Source organism: Enterobacter cloacae complex sp. SHL022 (genome assembly GCF_049237785.1).
GTDB lineage: Bacteria > Pseudomonadota > Gammaproteobacteria > Enterobacterales > Enterobacteriaceae > Enterobacter > Enterobacter hormaechei_C.
Window position 1 is genome coordinate 152,136 of sequence record NZ_JBMKJH010000007.1, and the last position, 14,968, is coordinate 167,103.

Consider the following 14,968-nt stretch of genomic DNA (forward strand, 5'->3'; position numbering starts at 1 on the left):
GCCAGGAGTGAATAACGGGGCCATAATATCAACCCAATATGCAGACACTTTTCCGGTACTGATTTCCCCCTATCGGAGGAGTCAAATACACTTTTCATTTACTTGCCAAATTTAAAATTAATTACATTATCGCAACATGATCTGTCGCACTTTATATTTCTAAGATAATCCTGATATTTTAAATCAAGCATAAATGAGAAGGGAGGAAAATATAATGTTTTTCTCGTTTATATCATTCTTTTTTTGAACCACGACACACATATGTCGGTAATGTTCCTAAGGTAAAGATATAGTTACCATTATGTTGTTCATTGATCCGCATATAAATACTCTTGCCCGGATAGACAAAAAATTGCGGTTCATATTTTTCCAGCCAGCTGTCGTCAACATTATCGTCCGGGAACGTCATATTTTTTTCTGACGTCAGCAAATAGAGATGATCTTGCCTCTCCACCCGAAAGGAAATTTTCCTGTCGATGGTTTTACCCGGATCGCTCTTTGCCCGGCCATTCATGCTCAGGGTGCCGAATTTCCCGTCGAAGGTGTAATTCAGCCAGACCGTCAGCGTCTCATCCGGATGGTGCTGGACCAGATTAGCCTGGCATGAAAAAGGCTGAACGTAAGTTCGGTGCCACAGGTAATAGCCCGTCAGCACGCCTGCGGTGACGAGGCCCGTCACGATGATATACAGCATCTGCCGAAAACGAGTCATGCTAGCTATCCTTCAGGAAATAATCAGATATACAGCGGTTCGGTTCTTTCATTGGCCGGTCGCAGCGAATAACCGATGCACGAGGAAGCAGAGCGTACCAGCTGATGTAAACCCAGGGATATTGCGCGCATTCAGCCTTGAATTGTTCCACATAGGTCAGCGCGGAAGCGCGTTCAGCGTGAGTCTGAATGTCGTTCGCAAGATAAACGCGACAGGCTCCGACGGATGCCGCAAAACGGTAATCCTCAACAAAACGGTTTTCTGTGGCGTTCATATATCCCGTCACGCCTGCCCCGGCCAGGACGATCAATAGCCCCATGACAACAGCCAGCCAGCGCGTGGGCTTCCTGGCAACGGGCGTTGCTGGCGCGGAGGATGCAGAGACCTCCTCGATCGCTGGCGCCTCCACACATTGTTCCTCTGCGGGTTGAGGCGCGACAGGTGAAGACTCTCTGACGGTTATTTGCGTGTCGCTTGCCAGCGTCAACCCAATCCGCGGAATGGTAACGATAGGGTCAGTTTCAAAACCAATCTTTTTGAGCCCTTTGCGCAGGATGGAGATGTTCTGGTAATAGGTATTGGAGGAGACAAGCATGCCGCGGCTTTGCCAGACAATATCAAGGAACTCTTGCTGAGTGACAATCGACCCCGCTCTGTCGATTAATAACAACAGGCATCGGCCTGCTGGCGAATTTAACACAACCACACGGTCAGGATTGTTGATATCACGTAACGTGCTGGCCGCAGGATGAAATTCGACGATATTATTTATAATGTAATGCTTATGCATAGGGGCAGTATGAATTCTCCGGTTAACAGATGTTGAACCTGGGTCACCGCATGTATGGGATGACATTCACGTCGGGATTAATGTGACTGATTAACGGCATGCTGTATATCTTCGCCATTGGCGAAAAATCTTAATTTATATTTCATCCCTTAAGCTTCACTGAACCTGCATAAGAACTCAACCCTTGTAGAATGCGGCTTGCAGAGCCACTTCATCCGCGATCATCCTCATTATGATGTTTTGTGAAGTGAATTTCCGCTCCACAGAAGTATCTGACTACCGGCAGCATCTCATTTATCAGAGCCTCACCTTTTGGCGCACTCCTCGCCTCTTGACATTGACAAATATCTACATAAAAAAACATTGTACGCCACGGACATGCGTGTCTGAAATATTCAGCACCCTTAAGCCTTAAGTTTTCTCAACCTGACCAATATCAATAACTTATATGGTTTTTGTATGCTTTTCAGCCACCTTTCTATCAGTTTTTATCGATGATAACATTCGTAAATTGTTATTCCCCGTCAGCAACTTCACACCCGCACTGACACCAGACGACAAACTCCTTACAAAACCTTTATCAAAGCTAAATTTTCATTAAAAATAGCGGCTATCATAATTTACAGAAAGCGAAGCGGAATAAGACCAATCAGAGGGAAGCGTCGTAACCGGTCTCGATCTTAGTAATTAATACAATTTTAGATTAATTCAGATTACCTCTTTATTGGCCGACGTATAGTAGGCCTACACTATGCAATACGTCATTGCTTCGAGAATACTGGCGATAACCTTATAAATAATTCGCCTGATTACTATTATAAATCGAGGAATAACATGACGAACAATAGCCAAATAACACAGCATATTACTGTTGCATTGATGGGCGGCGATCATTATGCAAGAAACGGCATTAAAACGTTATTAAGCAGCATCCGCGACGACCTTCACATCATTATCATCGAAGGAGGTTATCAGGAACTGGATAAGGCGCTGTCGTCGATTCGTATCGATATCTTATTTATATCTGGCGCAGAGAAATACCATACAGGGTATGACTCACTGAAATATTTAAAAAAAATCAAAGCCACGCAGCCTGAAGTGATGATCTGCCTGTACTCAACCTCTGCCCATTCCCTGTTATGGGTCCGGGAAGATATTGATGCCTATATCTCGCTACAGAACACGGTTTATCAGTGGCGGATAAAGCTAGCAAAAATGGTCGATAGCCATTATCGGCCCCAAAAGCAGCCAGCGGCGTTATCGCTGACGCCTGGAGAAAGGAGGGTATTAAAGGAACTCAGGAACGGACTGGATATACGTTACATCGCAGAACTGGAGAAACTTTCTTATCGCCGCGTGAGCGCCTTAAAAAGCTCAGCGATAAGGAAACTCGGGCTCAGGAATAAGACAGATTTGCTGGTCTTTTTAACCAGTTAGACCTGCCGCTTTCAGAGCAAATCTCGTAATAAAAAAACCAAGGAACTATGAAATGAAAGCACGCCTTACTTGCCATTCTCTGCTGGCATTAAGCATTGCCGCCCTGCTGCCAGCGGGCTCAGCACTGGCCGCCGCCACCAGCGGCGGCACGGTTAACTTCAGCGGTAAAGTGGTGACCTCCGCCTGTGCCATCAGCGCCGGTAGCGCCAATATCGACGTCGACATGGGGGAAGTGCGTACCGCCACGCTGGCTGCCGCAGGCAGTGAAGCCAGTACCGCAAAAGCCTTCTCCATCACCCTGGAGGATTGCGAAATCGCCGATACCTCCGCGTCCACGGAAAATAACCCCATCGCCGCAACGACCGTGGCTATCACCTTCACCGGTACGCCGGACAGTACCGATGTGAATAGCCTGGCCGCGGGAGTAAACGGCGGCGCGGGCTCGGCGCAGCATGTCGCTATCCGTCTTTATGACGAACAGGGCAACGTCGTCAGGCTGGGTGAGCCGGCAGCAGCGATCCCCCTGCGTGCGGGGGCGAACACCCTGAACTTCAGCGCGAAATATTACTCCCCACTGGGCAACGCCACGGCGGGTGATGCCAGCGCGGTCGCCACCTACACCGTGACCTATTCGTAATCTTCAGGCCCGGTCTGCTGGCCGGGTCTGACTCAGCTTTCAGGAGACGCACAATGCGCGTAAACACATGGATTTGTCTGGCTGGCACGTTATGTTCATCCGCCGTGTATGCAGGCGGCGTGGGGTTAGGCGCAACGCGGCTGGTCTACATCGGCGCGGCTACGCAGACGATGATGCAGGTAAGAAATACCCACCCTGATGCCACGTTCCTGATCCAGTCATGGATGGAAGACGAGAAAGGGAGCCGTACCAACGACTTCGTCATCACGCCGCCGCTGTACGTCATGAAGCCCGCCAGCGAAAGCGCGGTGAAAATCATGTTCAGCGGCAACGCCCTGCCAGCCGATCGCGAGACGCTGTACTGGATGACGGTCAAAGCTATCCCACAGCAGGTTAAAAACGGTTCCGGCAATTCGCTGCAATTCGCCTCTGCCAACCGCATCAAGGTCTTTTATCGCCCGGAGCGGCTCAGGGAAGGTGCAGGGGAGGCATGGAAAAACCTTGCCGGCGCCTACCGCGCGGGCAAGGTCACGCTGACCAACCCAACGCCGTATTACCTCACCACCATTAACGTGAAAATTGATGGCAGGCCGGTATCGCCCGTCATGGTACCGCCGAAAGCCAGCGTGACGCTGGCAGACACCTTCAGCCATGCGAGCAGCATGAGCTACCAGACGATTAACGATTATGGGGCCTGGACGCCCGTCACCCGCACGTCATTGTCCCAATAATAAAAACAGTAAGGCGTGACCACATGAAAATTAAAATCCTGTGCGCCACGGCGATCGCCCTGGTGATTCGGCAAGCCGTGGCTGCCGAAAGCGAGCTGCAATTTAATCTTGCGTTTCTCAACGGCGAGCGCGCCAACAGCGCCGATCTCGCCTGGGTCAACGCCGGGAGCGCGTTGCCGCCGGGCGAGTACAATCTTAACGTGTATATCAATACCCAGTTCGCGTTCACAGGTAACGTCACGTTTCGCGTCGCTGAAAGCACCGCCGGTGAAGCCCTGCCGTGCCTTACGCCTGCACAATTCGCCGCACTTGGCATCGACAGCCGTCAGGCTAAAGGGGGTGAGCTGCCGCCTGCGCAGCGCTGCATTTTTTTAACCCAGTCATTCGCCGATACCCGGTTTGATTTTGACCAGAGGACGCTTACCCTCAACTTCACCGTACCGCAAAGCGCGATGCGCGCTCTGCCGCGCGGATACGTCAGCCCGGAGAGCTGGGAGTCCGGCATCCCTGCCGCGTGGCTGAACTATGTGGTCAATGGCGCGAATAATGACTACCGGGGCGAGACGCGCACGCGGGAACAACAGCTGTTTGTGAGCCTGAACAGCGGCGCCAACCTGGGCGCATGGCGGCTGCGTGATTTCACCACGTGGACCAAAGAGAGTAACGAGCTCACCCACGTCCAGACCTGGCTACAGCGGGATATCCGCGCCCTGCGTGCCCAGGTTTATGCCGGTGAAACGTTCACCTCCTCGCAGGTGTTTGACGCCGTTGGCCTGCGTGGGATTGCCCTGAAGACCGATGACAATATGTTGCCCGCCAGCCTGAGCGGTTACGCGCCTGAAGTGCGCGGCATCGCGCGCAGCAATGCCACGGTGACGGTTCGCCAGAACGGTAACGTCATCTATCAAACCTCCGTTCCGCCAGGGGCGTTTGTGCTGAAAGATCTCTATCCGACCTCTTCCGGCGGCGACCTCGCGGTCACCATTCAGGAGAGCGACGGTAGCCAGACGCAATACACCCTGCCCTTTGCCAGCGTGCCGAATCTGGTGCGTAACGGTCAGGTCAAATATGCTCTGGGTGCGGGGAAATACCGCCCTGCGGGCAATCAGATCTCGCCCTCCTTCGCGCAGGGCGAGCTGTTCCTGGGCTGGCGATACGGCCTCACGTTTTATGGCGGGGCGCAGTTTTCCGATCGCTACACCGGCCTGGCCTTCGGGATCGGGCAGAATCTCGGCCGCTTTGGCGCCTACTCTCTCGACCTCACCCATGCCCGCAGCCAGCTGGCTGATAACCAGCACTACACCGGTGATTCGGTGCGCCTGCGGTACAGCAAGCTGCTGAACGATATCGGTACGCGAGTCAATTTCTTCTCGCTGCGTTACTCAACGGCAGGGTTTTATACTCTCAGCGATACCACTTACAAAGGCATGGCGGGCGGAGCGCCAGAACAGACCGTGGAAGACGATGGCACCGTCACCACTCACTACGACACGGTTTACAACCTGCATATGTCGCGTAAGGCAAAAAATCAGCTGCTGTTGTCGCAGCCGATGGGCGAATACGGCGCGCTGTCGCTGTCCTGGGATCAACAAACCTACTGGAATACGTCAAAAACCACGCAAAGTTTGCAGTTCGCGTGGAACGCGACGTTTCGTAACCTGTCGCTTGGCATCAGCGCCCAGCGTAGCTCTGGCCTGTACGACAACAAGAAAGACAATATCCTCGCGTTGTCCCTGTCGGTGCCGCTGGGTAATCCGGCGCTGTCGACCCGTCTCCGTTTTACCGCTACCCATGCGGATCCCGCTGGCACCACCGCCAGTACCGGTGTCAGTGGTTATCTGCCGGGGCAGGAGAATCTTTTCTATAGCGTCAACCAGCGCTACAGCGCGCAGCAGCACTACGGCGGCGATGCCGCGCTGCAATACGAGGGCGCGTGGGGAGACTATAACCTGGGCTACAGCTACGCCGGTGACTCCCGCAACCTCAGCTACGGGATGAGCGGCGGAGCGGTGCTGCATGAGGATGGTCTGACGCTGAGCCAGCCGCTCGGGAACACCAATATTCTGGTGAAAGCCCCGGGCGCCAGCCATGTCGCCGTGCTCAACCACAAGGGCATCAAAACCGACAGCCGGGGCTATGCGGTGATCCCGTACGCCACGCCGTATCGCGTTAATCAGGTTGCGCTGGATGTCACCACCGTGGGCAATGACGTGGAACTTGAGAACGCCATCGCCAATAAAATTCCCACCGACGGGGCACTGGTTCGCGCCACCCTCACCACGCGTCAGGGAGCAAAAGCGATGTTTATCGTACGTCACGCTAAAGACGTGCTCCCCTTCGGCACGCTGGTCTCGTCAGAGGATGACAAAGCCAGCGGTATCGTCGGCGACGGCGGCAGCGTGTATCTGACCGGCCTGTCAGCGCAGGGAACCTTGCATGCCGTATGGGGACGCGACAGCGCCCAGCGCTGCACGATCCGCTATGCGTTGAACCCGCAGAATTATCACGCCCGCACCGGGCTTTATTCCCAGGAGGCCATATGTCAGTAACCGTCCGTTTCCTCCCCCTGATCCTGCTGATGGTCATCACCGTCCCCGCGCGCGGCTATGACGTGCTGGTTTCCGTGACCGGCAACGTGATCGGCAATACCTGCATTGTCTCGGAAGATTCGAAGGAGCAAAACGTGCCGCTGGGCACCCTCGGCGTGAAGCAATTTAGCGAGGCGGGGGCGGTCAGCAATATCAAAACGCCCTTCACGCTCACCCTTGAAGCGTGCGGCCCCACCTTTGCTGGCGTGAAAATCCGCTTCAGCGGTACGCCGGATGACGAAAACCCGCAGCTTCTGAAAGTCGCTGACGGCGGCGCGACCGGCGTGGCAGTGCAGATACTGGATAAAGACAGCGTACTTATCCCGCTGGACACCCAAACCGCTGCTTACGGCGCGGCGGGGGATGACAGCGTAAAAATGACCTTCTATGCGCGACTGGCCGCCACGGGTGCGCCGGTCAATGCCGGAGACGTTTCGGCAGTGGCGACCTGGACGACGGAGTATCAATAATGCGTTTACTGTTTTTAGCCCTGTTTTTCATGTCCTCTCAGGCGCTTGCCCTCTCCTGGACATCGGATATCACCCTTTCGCCAACGCCCATGTCGTGGTCCGGCCCGGCAGACTCCATCGTGCCTGGAAAGACGATCGGCTCTGAATGGAGCGCCTCTGCGAGCGTCTCGGAAGTGTTCTGGTGCGGCCTGGTATTTACCTGCTCCAAAGGGACGCTGGAGCCGAGCAGCAGTATAACCGCCACCGGCATCACGGTTATTCTTGATGGCGCAAATTACATGGTATTTGAAACGGGCGTGCCCGGCATCGGCTTCATTCTTGGGCTCAAAGATTATAACGGCACCACCTATGTGCCGATGCAGACGGGCATTACGCAGAGCTATCCGGCCGATGGGACTAACGGTTACGCCACCGCACTGGGCTGGTCGGCAAAAGTGACGTTTATCAAGACCGGCGTTCCGCTGAAATCCGGCGTATACCAGACCCCGACCATTAACGCGGCGATCCTGACGGCCTATAACAACGAAGTGAAAACCGCGCAGGTGATCATCAACCCCACCACCATCACGGTGACGGCAAGCGGCTGCACGGTAGGCACAAAAAGCGCCAACGTCGACCTGGGCACCATTGATGTTCACACGCTGCCCAGCGTAGGCAGCACCTCGCCGTCGGGGGAGTTTAACGTCAGCCTGACCTGCGATGAGAACGTGGCGGTTAATGCAGTGATGACCGATCAGACCACACCGTCAAATACCTCGTCGGTCGTGACGCTGACCGGGGACTCCACGGCCTCCGGCATTGGCGTGCAGTTTTTCTATAACGGTACCGGGCCGCTGATGATGGGGCCAGACAGCTCGGCCGCAGGCACGACGGGACAGTTTTTCATCCAGACCACCAGCGCAGCACAAACGCTGTCGCTGCCGTTCCAGGCGCAGTACATCCGAACCGGAGACCTGGTCCCCGGCTCGGCCAATGCCCTGGCAAGCATCACCTTTTCGTATCAGTAGGTTAGTGCTTCACCCACACCAGCTGATCGACCCGGAAGCCCAGACCGCGTGCGGTGTTCAGGTAGTCCTGTTTTACCGCATCCGGAATGGTCGGGGTGCGCGATAAAATCCACAGGTAGTCACGGTTCGGGCCGCTGACCAGCGCGTACTGGTACTTATCGTCCAGCTTGATCACGTTATATCCGCCGTAGAACGGGCCGAAGAACGATACCTTCAGCGCAGCCGTAGTCGGTTCGCCGGTAAAGTACGCCTTTCCTTCGCTCTCATTCCATTTGTTCTTCACCGGATCATAGCCGCGGTTCAGTACGCTGATACCGCCATCGCTGCGCTTGCCGTACGTCGCGGTGACCTGTTCCAGACCGCGCTCAAAGCGGTTTTCCAGTCGGGCGACTTCATACCATTTGCCGAGATAGCGGCTGGCATCAAAGCCGGTAATGGGCTGCACGCCTTTCGGCGGCGTGGGAGATTTACAGGCAACCAGAGTCAGCGCAATGGCGACACCGGTAACTACAGGCCATAGCCTCATGAGAACTCCTTTCATTTACGCGGTTGGAAGTTAAGTGTAGCGCACCCGTGCGGCGCTTCATCCCGTCGGAGAATATTCGTAGTATATTGAGACAACTCCTTCTCTTCGGATGCAGACATGGCTTACTCCATCGGCGAATTCGCCAGACTCAGCGGCATCACCGCCACCACGCTGCGGGCGTGGCAGCGACGCTATGGCTTGCTCAAACCCGAGCGTACGGACGGCGGTCACCGCCTGTACAGCGATGAGGACGTTCAGCAGGCGCTGAAAATCCTCGACTGGGTAAAAAAAGGCGTACCTATCGGTCAGGTTAAATCACTGCTGGAACGCCCTGTGCCGCGCCGCGCCAATAACTGGCAAACCCTGCAACAGGCCATGATGCAAAAGTTGCAGGAGGGGAAAATTGAATCCCTGCGTCAGATGATTTACGACGCCGGACGCGAATACCCAAGGCCAGAGCTGGTCACTAACGTGCTGCGTCCGTTGCGCAGCCAGATATCGGCCAACGTCGCCGCCGCCATGACGCTGCGTGAGATCCTCGACGGCATCCTCATCGCCTATACCTCGTTTTGCCTTGAGGGCGATAAAAAAGCGCCGGGCGATAACGTTCTCATCAGCGGCTGGTACCTCAACGACCCGTGTGAAATCTGGCTCGAAGCGTTAACGCGCACCGGCCAGGGCCACCGCATCGACATCCTGCCGGTTCCCCCTGCCGCGCTGGCCCCGGAAATTTTCCCGGATCGCAAATGGCTGCTGGTCACCAGCGGCAAACTCACCGCCGCGCGGAAAAAGCAGGTTGCGCAGTGGCAGCAGCAGGTTTCCCTTGAGGTAATTATCCTCTGATTATTTTCTGCTGTGGCAATCTTCACGAAAAGTTGAATATTTTTTCGCGCAGCGAGTGCTAACGTTTTCCTGTCACCGACAACTCAACAGGAAAACACGATGAAAAAGACACTCCCTCTGATGATGCTGGCTGCAATGGCTTTCGCGCCTGCCGCATTCAGCGCCCCGGCAGGCACCCTGAGCGTCCACGTTCTGGACCAGCAAACCGGTATGCCGCCAGCGGATGTGACCGTTACGCTGGAGAAGCAGGAGCAGGACAAGTGGACCCCGATTGCCAGCGGTAAAACCGACCACGACGGGCGCATTAAATCGCTTTATCCGCAGGATCAGGATATGGCACCTGGCGTGTATAAAGTGACCTTCAAAACCGCCGATTACTTCCACGGCAAAAAGCTGGACTCCTTCTTCCCGGAAGTGCCGGTGCTGTTCACCGTCACCCGCACCAATGAAAAACTGCACATCCCGCTTCTGCTCAGCCAGTACGGTTACTCAACCTACAAGGGCAGCTGATTGCTCTTGATTTTAAAGACGATTAAAAAATAATCCCGCCAATACTTGGACAAACTCGCATTGTTGTGTAACTTTTAGATATGAGATCGGGAGGTGCACACCATGACAACAAAACCTGTGCTGGGTATTAGCGGATGTTTGACCGGTTCCGCCGTTCGCTTTGACGGCGGGCATAAGCGTATGGGCTTTGTGATGGATGAGCTGGCGCAGTGGGTCGCTTTCCGCCCGGTATGCCCTGAAATGGCTATCGGCCTGCCCACGCCTCGTCCGGCGCTGCGCCTGGTGATGACCACCGGCGGCGAGACAGAAATGCGGTTCAGCAAAGCGCCCCACGATGACGTCACGCAGAAGATGGCCGCATTTACGGCAGATTATCTGCCGAAAATCGGCGATCTGTCGGGGTTTATCGTCTGTGCAAAATCCCCCAGCTGCGGCATGGAGCGCGTGCGGCTGTACGACGAAAACGGCAACCGGGGCCGCAAGGAGGGTGTCGGGCTGTTCACCGCCGCCCTCCTTGAAACTTTCCCCTGGCTGCCCGTCGAAGAAGACGGTCGCCTGCACGATCCGGTACTGCGGGAAAACTTTGTTGAGCGCGTTTTTGCCCTCCACGAACTGAACGTAATGCGTAAAAATGGCCTGACGCGCCGTGCTCTGCTGGACTTTCACAGCCGCTATAAGCTTCAGCTTCTGGCGCACCATCAGGCAGGCTACCGTGAAATTGGCCCGTTCGTGGCATCACTGCACGAGTGGGACGATCTGGACGCGTATTTCGTGGCCTATCGCGACAAACTGATGACCATCCTGAAAAAACCTGCTTCGCGGAAGAATCACACTAACGTGCTGATGCACATTCAGGGCTATTTCCGTAACCAGCTGAACAGCCGCCAGCGCGGAGAACTGCGTGATGTGATCCTGCATTACCGGGACGGACTGCTGCCGATCCTCGCGCCGCTGACGCTGCTTAAGCATTATCTGGCTGAATACCCTGACCGGTATCTGATGACGCAAAACTACTTTGATCCCTATCCTGATGATTTGGGTCTGCGTCTTGCCGTTACCTGATAAGAAAGAAGCGAAGGCCCCATTGACCCACAGAGGCCCAAAGCTGTACCCCGTTTAGACGACACCCTCACTGTCGTCTTTTTTTGCACCCAGCGTAAAATACTGTAATTCTGTACAGGTTAAGCGTGCACAGCGGAGTACCCCGATGATCAAAAATCTGCATATTCAAAACTACCGCTCAATTCGCGATATGTCGCTTGAGCTGGAACAGCTCAATATCGTGTTCGGCCCCAACGGCACCGGAAAATCCAATATTTATAAGGCGATTTACCTGATGCACAGCGCGGCGCAGGGGCAATTCTCCCAGGCGCTGGCAAACGAGGGGGGCATTTTGAAAGTGTTCTGGGCGGGCAAAACCCGCAGCGACCAGCTGCGGCGCATGAACCTGGCGGTGGAAACGGAAACCTATGAATATGAGCTTCAGGTCGGGTTTGTGGAAAAGCTGCCCTACCCCTCACAGTTTCAGCTCGATCCGGTGATCAAAGAGGAATCTATCTGGCTGAGCGGCCAGCACCGTCGTCCGTCGTCACAGCTGATGAAGCGTAAGAACCAGGCCGTATTCCTGAACAACGTACATCACGAAAAAGTGACCCACAGCGGTACGCTGTATGAGAACGAGTCAGTGTTCGGTCAGCTCGGTGAACCGCACCTCTACCCCGAAGTGTCGCAGATGCGTGAGTCCCTGCGTAACTGGCGCTTTTATCATGAGTTTTCCGTTTCATCCGGCTCGGCGATCCGCGCGCCGCAGGTGGGTTTCCGCTCCCCGGTGCTGGCCAGCGACGGCGCGAACCTGGCCGCCGCGTTTCAGACCATTGTCGAAATTGGCGACGAGCTGCTGCTGATGCGCATTCTCGACCAGGCCTTCCCCGGCTGCGTGTTTTACAGCGACAACACCGGCGGGCGCTTCCGCATGATGATGCAGCGCGAGGGGCTGAGCAGACCGCTGGAACCGGCAGAGTTCTCCGACGGCACGCTGCGTTTTTTATGCCTGGCGGTGGCGCTGTTAAGCCCGCGCCCTCCCGCATTTATCGCCCTCAACGAACCGGAAAACAGCCTGCATCCGCAGATGCTGCCCGCCCTGGCAAGCCTCATTGCCGAGGCCAGCCGCTATTCGCAGATCTGGCTCACCAGCCACTCGCCGGAGCTGGCGCATTTGATTGAGAAGCACCGATCGTTTTCGCTGTATCAGCTGTCGATGGCGGAGGGGGAGACACGGATGGAGCGGCTGGGGTAATGCACTTCTTTTATGCTGTCACCACTTTCAAGGTCGCCATCAACGACGAAGATGATTTCCGTCGGTATATACCTTCGGCGAATTCTGCGCTCGCGACAGATTATCCAATTTATTGTTGCCAGTTTCTGATGTCAGGATAATCTGTAAACGTTGGTTATCAGATGAGAAAATTAAAATGGATATTGTAATTTTCCCTGGTCAGAACGCCCGCGCATGGGCTGAAACAATGATAAATCTTGAAGCCCGCAAGCTCATCAATACTGCGAATATTGTCGGAGGGCAACATCTCAGCGACGGACTCGCACGGATTAAATTTATGGATGATATTCGGCAGTTTGTGATGCAACAATTTAGTGCTACCCGGGCAGCCAGAAGTGATGAGGAGTGCATGGAATGCCTGAAAAACATCCGGGCTGAGAACGAAAGTCTTCTTGAGCAAAGCAGAATGCTTCGCTCCCGTACAGCTCAGCTTTTTGCTCAGATTGAACTGGTTAAAGAAAATAACAAAGTCGTCGGTTACGTTATCTCATCGATTAAGGTTGTGCTTTCAGGGTTACAGATTGTTGCAGGTGTTGGTGCAATGATGACAATGAATCCAGTGGGTGCGCTTGCAGGAGCGATTCTGGTTATGGATGGTGCAAATGCCATTTCAAAAGAAATTAACAGAACGCTTCAACATCAACCAAACTCCGAAGGTATGCTGGCAGATGGCGTCATGGATATCGCTCAGTTTATGGGATTTAAACGTGAATCAGCACTTGGGGTATTCAATAGCGTAAGCCTGGCAGCAAGCGTCTATACGGTATTTGGCGCCATCCGGAAACCCGAATCATGGCGTCTGTTTCGTTATCTCCCGCTGGATTTCTACCGCAAAGTCGACGGAATGAATCGCGCAGCGCTCACTATGAAAATTGTCGGCTGGGGTGTCTCTGCAAAAGTCTCGTTTGATTTAATTTCTAATGCGTCTGGACAGAACTAATGTATTTCTTTCTGAAGCGCCAGGCTTTGTAGGTAATGATCGGGGGTTGAAAAAACCAGGCAATAATCAATACGATGAAAAGAGAAATGCCACCGGAAACAATATTATAATGTTCAGCGAAAAAAAGAAGCGCCAGGAAAATCAGGGCCACAGTCGCAGTAATACACAGAACCATGATAAATCGCTTACCTAACTCAAGCACTACCTCGAGCAGGGATGAACCATAACGGCTAATGTTTCGGTTCAGATACGCTAATTCTTTTACGGTGAAACCTGATTCAAGTAACTGCGTTTCAATATTGTTCATGCCACTACCTTTTCTTCTGGAAAGTAACGTGGATTATCTTAACCGGAAGAGAAGTGCTTGTAACCCGTCTGATGCATATCCATTGCCGCCAGCTTTAAAGGCAAAGAAGCCGCCCACGTCTTTTTATTCCATCGCGCCAGCATTATTTTTCGCTGCATACGGCTTAACGCGAAACGTCTTACGCCACTCCGCCGGACTGACACCAAAGCGCGCCTTAAACTGCTGCCGATACGTCACCGCTGATAAAAACCCCACCTGCTCAGCGACGCTTTCGATTGGCAGACTGCCGGACTCCAGCAGGATCTGGCTGCGCCGCAGGCGCTCGGCGGTAAGCCAGTCGGCAACGCTCATGCCCGTCGCCTTGATAAAATGGCGGGTCAGCGTGCGTCGGCTCATCGACACCACGTCCGCCAGCGAATCCAGGTTATGCGGTTCGGAAATGTGCTGCTGAAGGTAGTCAATGAGACAGTTAATCCGCCCGTCGCGGGTATCTTTCGGCACAGGTTGCGCAATAAACTGCGCCTGCCCGCCCTCGCGGTGCGGCGGGACGATCATCCGGCGGGCAATCTGATTGGCGACAACGCTGCCAAAGCGCTGGCGGATGATATACAAACAGCAGTCGAGCGCGGCGGCGGTACCTGCCGAGGTGATCACATTGCCGTCGTCCACGTAGAGCGCGTTGATGTCCAGTCGAACGTCCGGAAACAGCGTCTGAAACTGGTGTTCAAACTCCCAGTGGGTGGCGGCCCGTTTGCCGCTGAGTATGCCCGCATAGCCCAGTACAAACGAGCCCAGACACAGCCCAACAATTTCCGCCCCGTTGTCTCTGGCCTGAACCAGGCTGTCGAGCAGCGTCTGAGGCGGGCGCTCCAGCACGTGCTGCCAGTAGGGTACAACCACAATTTCAGCCGATGCGATTGCAGAAAAATCCTGCGTCGCATGCAGGGCAAAACCGTCTTTCGAGGTCAGGAATCCCGGTTTTTCAGCGCAGATCGTAACGTTAAAGCGCTTTTCCCCGGATACCGTATCGCCAAACAGAATGCAGGGGACGGAGTAGTGGAACGGGCTAAACCCGTCCACCGCGACAATAGCAACGTTAACAAGCGGCATCTGTCTCTCCTTTCCCCTTTAACAC

16 protein-coding genes are annotated in these 14,968 nt (G+C 54.4%); 11 read left to right on the forward strand and 5 right to left on the reverse strand.

From position 1 onward, the window contains the following. Positions 1 to 232: 232 nt before the first annotated feature. Together ACOTZD_RS15740 and ACOTZD_RS15745 are read right to left on the reverse strand one after the other, a co-directional pair. Positions 233 to 712: a hypothetical protein gene (locus ACOTZD_RS15740; protein ID WP_017693981.1), complete on the reverse strand. Its 480-nt coding sequence runs from the start codon at positions 710 to 712 to the stop codon at positions 233 to 235. A 1-nt stretch (position 713) separates the two neighbouring features. Further along, entirely contained in the window at positions 714 to 1,502 is a 789-nt protein-coding gene (locus tag ACOTZD_RS15745; protein WP_022650133.1) for a winged helix-turn-helix domain-containing protein, read from the reverse strand. 834 nt (positions 1,503 to 2,336) lie between these two features. Here ACOTZD_RS15745 and ACOTZD_RS15750 point away from each other — a divergent pair. From ACOTZD_RS15750 to ACOTZD_RS15775, 6 genes are read left to right on the forward strand one after another with little or no spacing between them, the layout of a single operon-like run. Further along, positions 2,337 to 2,939 (forward strand): helix-turn-helix domain-containing protein, encoded by a 603-nt coding sequence (locus ACOTZD_RS15750; protein WP_032608176.1) that lies wholly within the window; start codon positions 2,337 to 2,339, stop codon positions 2,937 to 2,939. A 52-nt stretch (positions 2,940 to 2,991) separates the two neighbouring features. Further along, a complete protein-coding gene (locus ACOTZD_RS15755) occupies positions 2,992 to 3,576 on the forward strand; it encodes a fimbrial protein (RefSeq protein WP_003860947.1) in 585 nt (194 codons plus the stop codon). A gap of 53 nt (positions 3,577 to 3,629) precedes the next feature. Continuing rightward, the gene (locus ACOTZD_RS15760) at positions 3,630 to 4,307 is read left to right on the forward strand and encodes a fimbrial biogenesis chaperone (protein ID WP_061856879.1); all 678 of its coding nucleotides are present in this window, start codon (positions 3,630 to 3,632) and stop codon (positions 4,305 to 4,307) included. A 23-nt stretch (positions 4,308 to 4,330) separates the two neighbouring features. Then, on the forward strand, positions 4,331 to 6,856 hold the full coding sequence (locus ACOTZD_RS15765) for a fimbria/pilus outer membrane usher protein (protein WP_126296880.1): 2,526 nt from the start codon (positions 4,331 to 4,333) through the stop codon (positions 6,854 to 6,856). Next, a complete protein-coding gene (locus ACOTZD_RS15770; protein ID WP_022650129.1) occupies positions 6,847 to 7,365 on the forward strand; it encodes a fimbrial protein in 519 nt (172 codons plus the stop codon). Before ACOTZD_RS15765 ends, ACOTZD_RS15770 begins: the two co-directional genes overlap by 10 nt. Beyond that, positions 7,365 to 8,372, forward strand: coding sequence for a fimbrial protein (locus tag ACOTZD_RS15775; protein WP_023315120.1), 1,008 nt, complete (start codon positions 7,365 to 7,367; stop codon positions 8,370 to 8,372). Before ACOTZD_RS15770 ends, ACOTZD_RS15775 begins: the two co-directional genes overlap by 1 nt. A gap of 1 nt (position 8,373) precedes the next feature. On the opposite strand, the gene ACOTZD_RS15780 is transcribed toward ACOTZD_RS15775, so the two are convergent. Further along, positions 8,374 to 8,898 (reverse strand): lipocalin family protein, encoded by a 525-nt coding sequence (locus tag ACOTZD_RS15780; protein ID WP_003860954.1) that lies wholly within the window; start codon positions 8,896 to 8,898, stop codon positions 8,374 to 8,376. A gap of 117 nt (positions 8,899 to 9,015) precedes the next feature. Between ACOTZD_RS15780 and ACOTZD_RS15785 the strand changes: the two genes are divergently transcribed. The 5 genes from ACOTZD_RS15785 (at position 9,016) to ACOTZD_RS15805 (ending at position 13,526) form a co-directional block, all read left to right on the forward strand. Next, complete coding sequence (locus ACOTZD_RS15785) at positions 9,016 to 9,741, forward strand: MerR family transcriptional regulator (protein ID WP_023323942.1); 726 nt, start codon at positions 9,016 to 9,018, stop codon at positions 9,739 to 9,741. A gap of 99 nt (positions 9,742 to 9,840) precedes the next feature. After that, positions 9,841 to 10,251, forward strand: a complete 411-nt coding sequence (gene uraH, locus ACOTZD_RS15790; protein WP_022650126.1) for a hydroxyisourate hydrolase — start codon at positions 9,841 to 9,843, stop codon at positions 10,249 to 10,251. A gap of 102 nt (positions 10,252 to 10,353) precedes the next feature. Further along, positions 10,354 to 11,313, forward strand: a complete 960-nt coding sequence (locus ACOTZD_RS15795; RefSeq protein WP_126296878.1) for a YbgA family protein — start codon at positions 10,354 to 10,356, stop codon at positions 11,311 to 11,313. 145 nt (positions 11,314 to 11,458) lie between these two features. Further along, entirely contained in the window at positions 11,459 to 12,547 is a 1,089-nt protein-coding gene (locus tag ACOTZD_RS15800; protein ID WP_006812462.1) for an AAA family ATPase, read from the forward strand. Positions 12,548 to 12,722: 175 nt separating this feature from the next. Then, the gene (locus ACOTZD_RS15805) at positions 12,723 to 13,526 is read left to right on the forward strand and encodes a DUF4225 domain-containing protein (protein ID WP_039268673.1); all 804 of its coding nucleotides are present in this window, start codon (positions 12,723 to 12,725) and stop codon (positions 13,524 to 13,526) included. Here ACOTZD_RS15805 and ACOTZD_RS15810 read toward each other — a convergent pair. After that, on the reverse strand, positions 13,504 to 13,833 hold the full coding sequence (locus tag ACOTZD_RS15810; RefSeq protein WP_023315117.1) for a hypothetical protein: 330 nt from the start codon (positions 13,831 to 13,833) through the stop codon (positions 13,504 to 13,506). The genes ACOTZD_RS15805 and ACOTZD_RS15810 overlap by 23 nt on opposite strands. A 123-nt stretch (positions 13,834 to 13,956) precedes the next feature. Continuing rightward, complete coding sequence (locus ACOTZD_RS15815) at positions 13,957 to 14,943, reverse strand: GlxA family transcriptional regulator (RefSeq protein WP_022650122.1); 987 nt, start codon at positions 14,941 to 14,943, stop codon at positions 13,957 to 13,959. Positions 14,944 to 14,968 lie beyond the last annotated feature (25 nt).

What these genes read in the sequence shown, in the direction of transcription:
- ACOTZD_RS15740 (WP_017693981.1), bottom strand. Translation starts at nt 712, where the DNA reads ATGACTCGTTTTCGGCAGATGCTGTATATCATCGTGACGGGCCTCGTC.
- ACOTZD_RS15745 (WP_022650133.1), bottom strand. Translation starts at nt 1,502, where the DNA reads ATGCATAAGCATTACATTATAAATAATATCGTCGAATTTCATCCTGCG.
- ACOTZD_RS15750 (WP_032608176.1), top strand. Translation starts at nt 2,337, where the DNA reads ATGACGAACAATAGCCAAATAACACAGCATATTACTGTTGCATTGATG.
- ACOTZD_RS15755 (WP_003860947.1), top strand. Translation starts at nt 2,992, where the DNA reads ATGAAAGCACGCCTTACTTGCCATTCTCTGCTGGCATTAAGCATTGCC.
- ACOTZD_RS15760 (WP_061856879.1), top strand. Translation starts at nt 3,630, where the DNA reads ATGCGCGTAAACACATGGATTTGTCTGGCTGGCACGTTATGTTCATCC.
- ACOTZD_RS15765 (WP_126296880.1), top strand. Translation starts at nt 4,331, where the DNA reads ATGAAAATTAAAATCCTGTGCGCCACGGCGATCGCCCTGGTGATTCGG.
- ACOTZD_RS15770 (WP_022650129.1), top strand. Translation starts at nt 6,847, where the DNA reads ATGTCAGTAACCGTCCGTTTCCTCCCCCTGATCCTGCTGATGGTCATC.
- ACOTZD_RS15775 (WP_023315120.1), top strand. Translation starts at nt 7,365, where the DNA reads ATGCGTTTACTGTTTTTAGCCCTGTTTTTCATGTCCTCTCAGGCGCTT.
- ACOTZD_RS15780 (WP_003860954.1), bottom strand. Translation starts at nt 8,898, where the DNA reads ATGAGGCTATGGCCTGTAGTTACCGGTGTCGCCATTGCGCTGACTCTG.
- ACOTZD_RS15785 (WP_023323942.1), top strand. Translation starts at nt 9,016, where the DNA reads ATGGCTTACTCCATCGGCGAATTCGCCAGACTCAGCGGCATCACCGCC.
- uraH (WP_022650126.1), top strand. Translation starts at nt 9,841, where the DNA reads ATGAAAAAGACACTCCCTCTGATGATGCTGGCTGCAATGGCTTTCGCG.
- ACOTZD_RS15795 (WP_126296878.1), top strand. Translation starts at nt 10,354, where the DNA reads ATGACAACAAAACCTGTGCTGGGTATTAGCGGATGTTTGACCGGTTCC.
- ACOTZD_RS15800 (WP_006812462.1), top strand. Translation starts at nt 11,459, where the DNA reads ATGATCAAAAATCTGCATATTCAAAACTACCGCTCAATTCGCGATATG.
- ACOTZD_RS15805 (WP_039268673.1), top strand. Translation starts at nt 12,723, where the DNA reads ATGGATATTGTAATTTTCCCTGGTCAGAACGCCCGCGCATGGGCTGAA.
- ACOTZD_RS15810 (WP_023315117.1), bottom strand. Translation starts at nt 13,833, where the DNA reads ATGAACAATATTGAAACGCAGTTACTTGAATCAGGTTTCACCGTAAAA.
- ACOTZD_RS15815 (WP_022650122.1), bottom strand. Translation starts at nt 14,943, where the DNA reads ATGCCGCTTGTTAACGTTGCTATTGTCGCGGTGGACGGGTTTAGCCCG.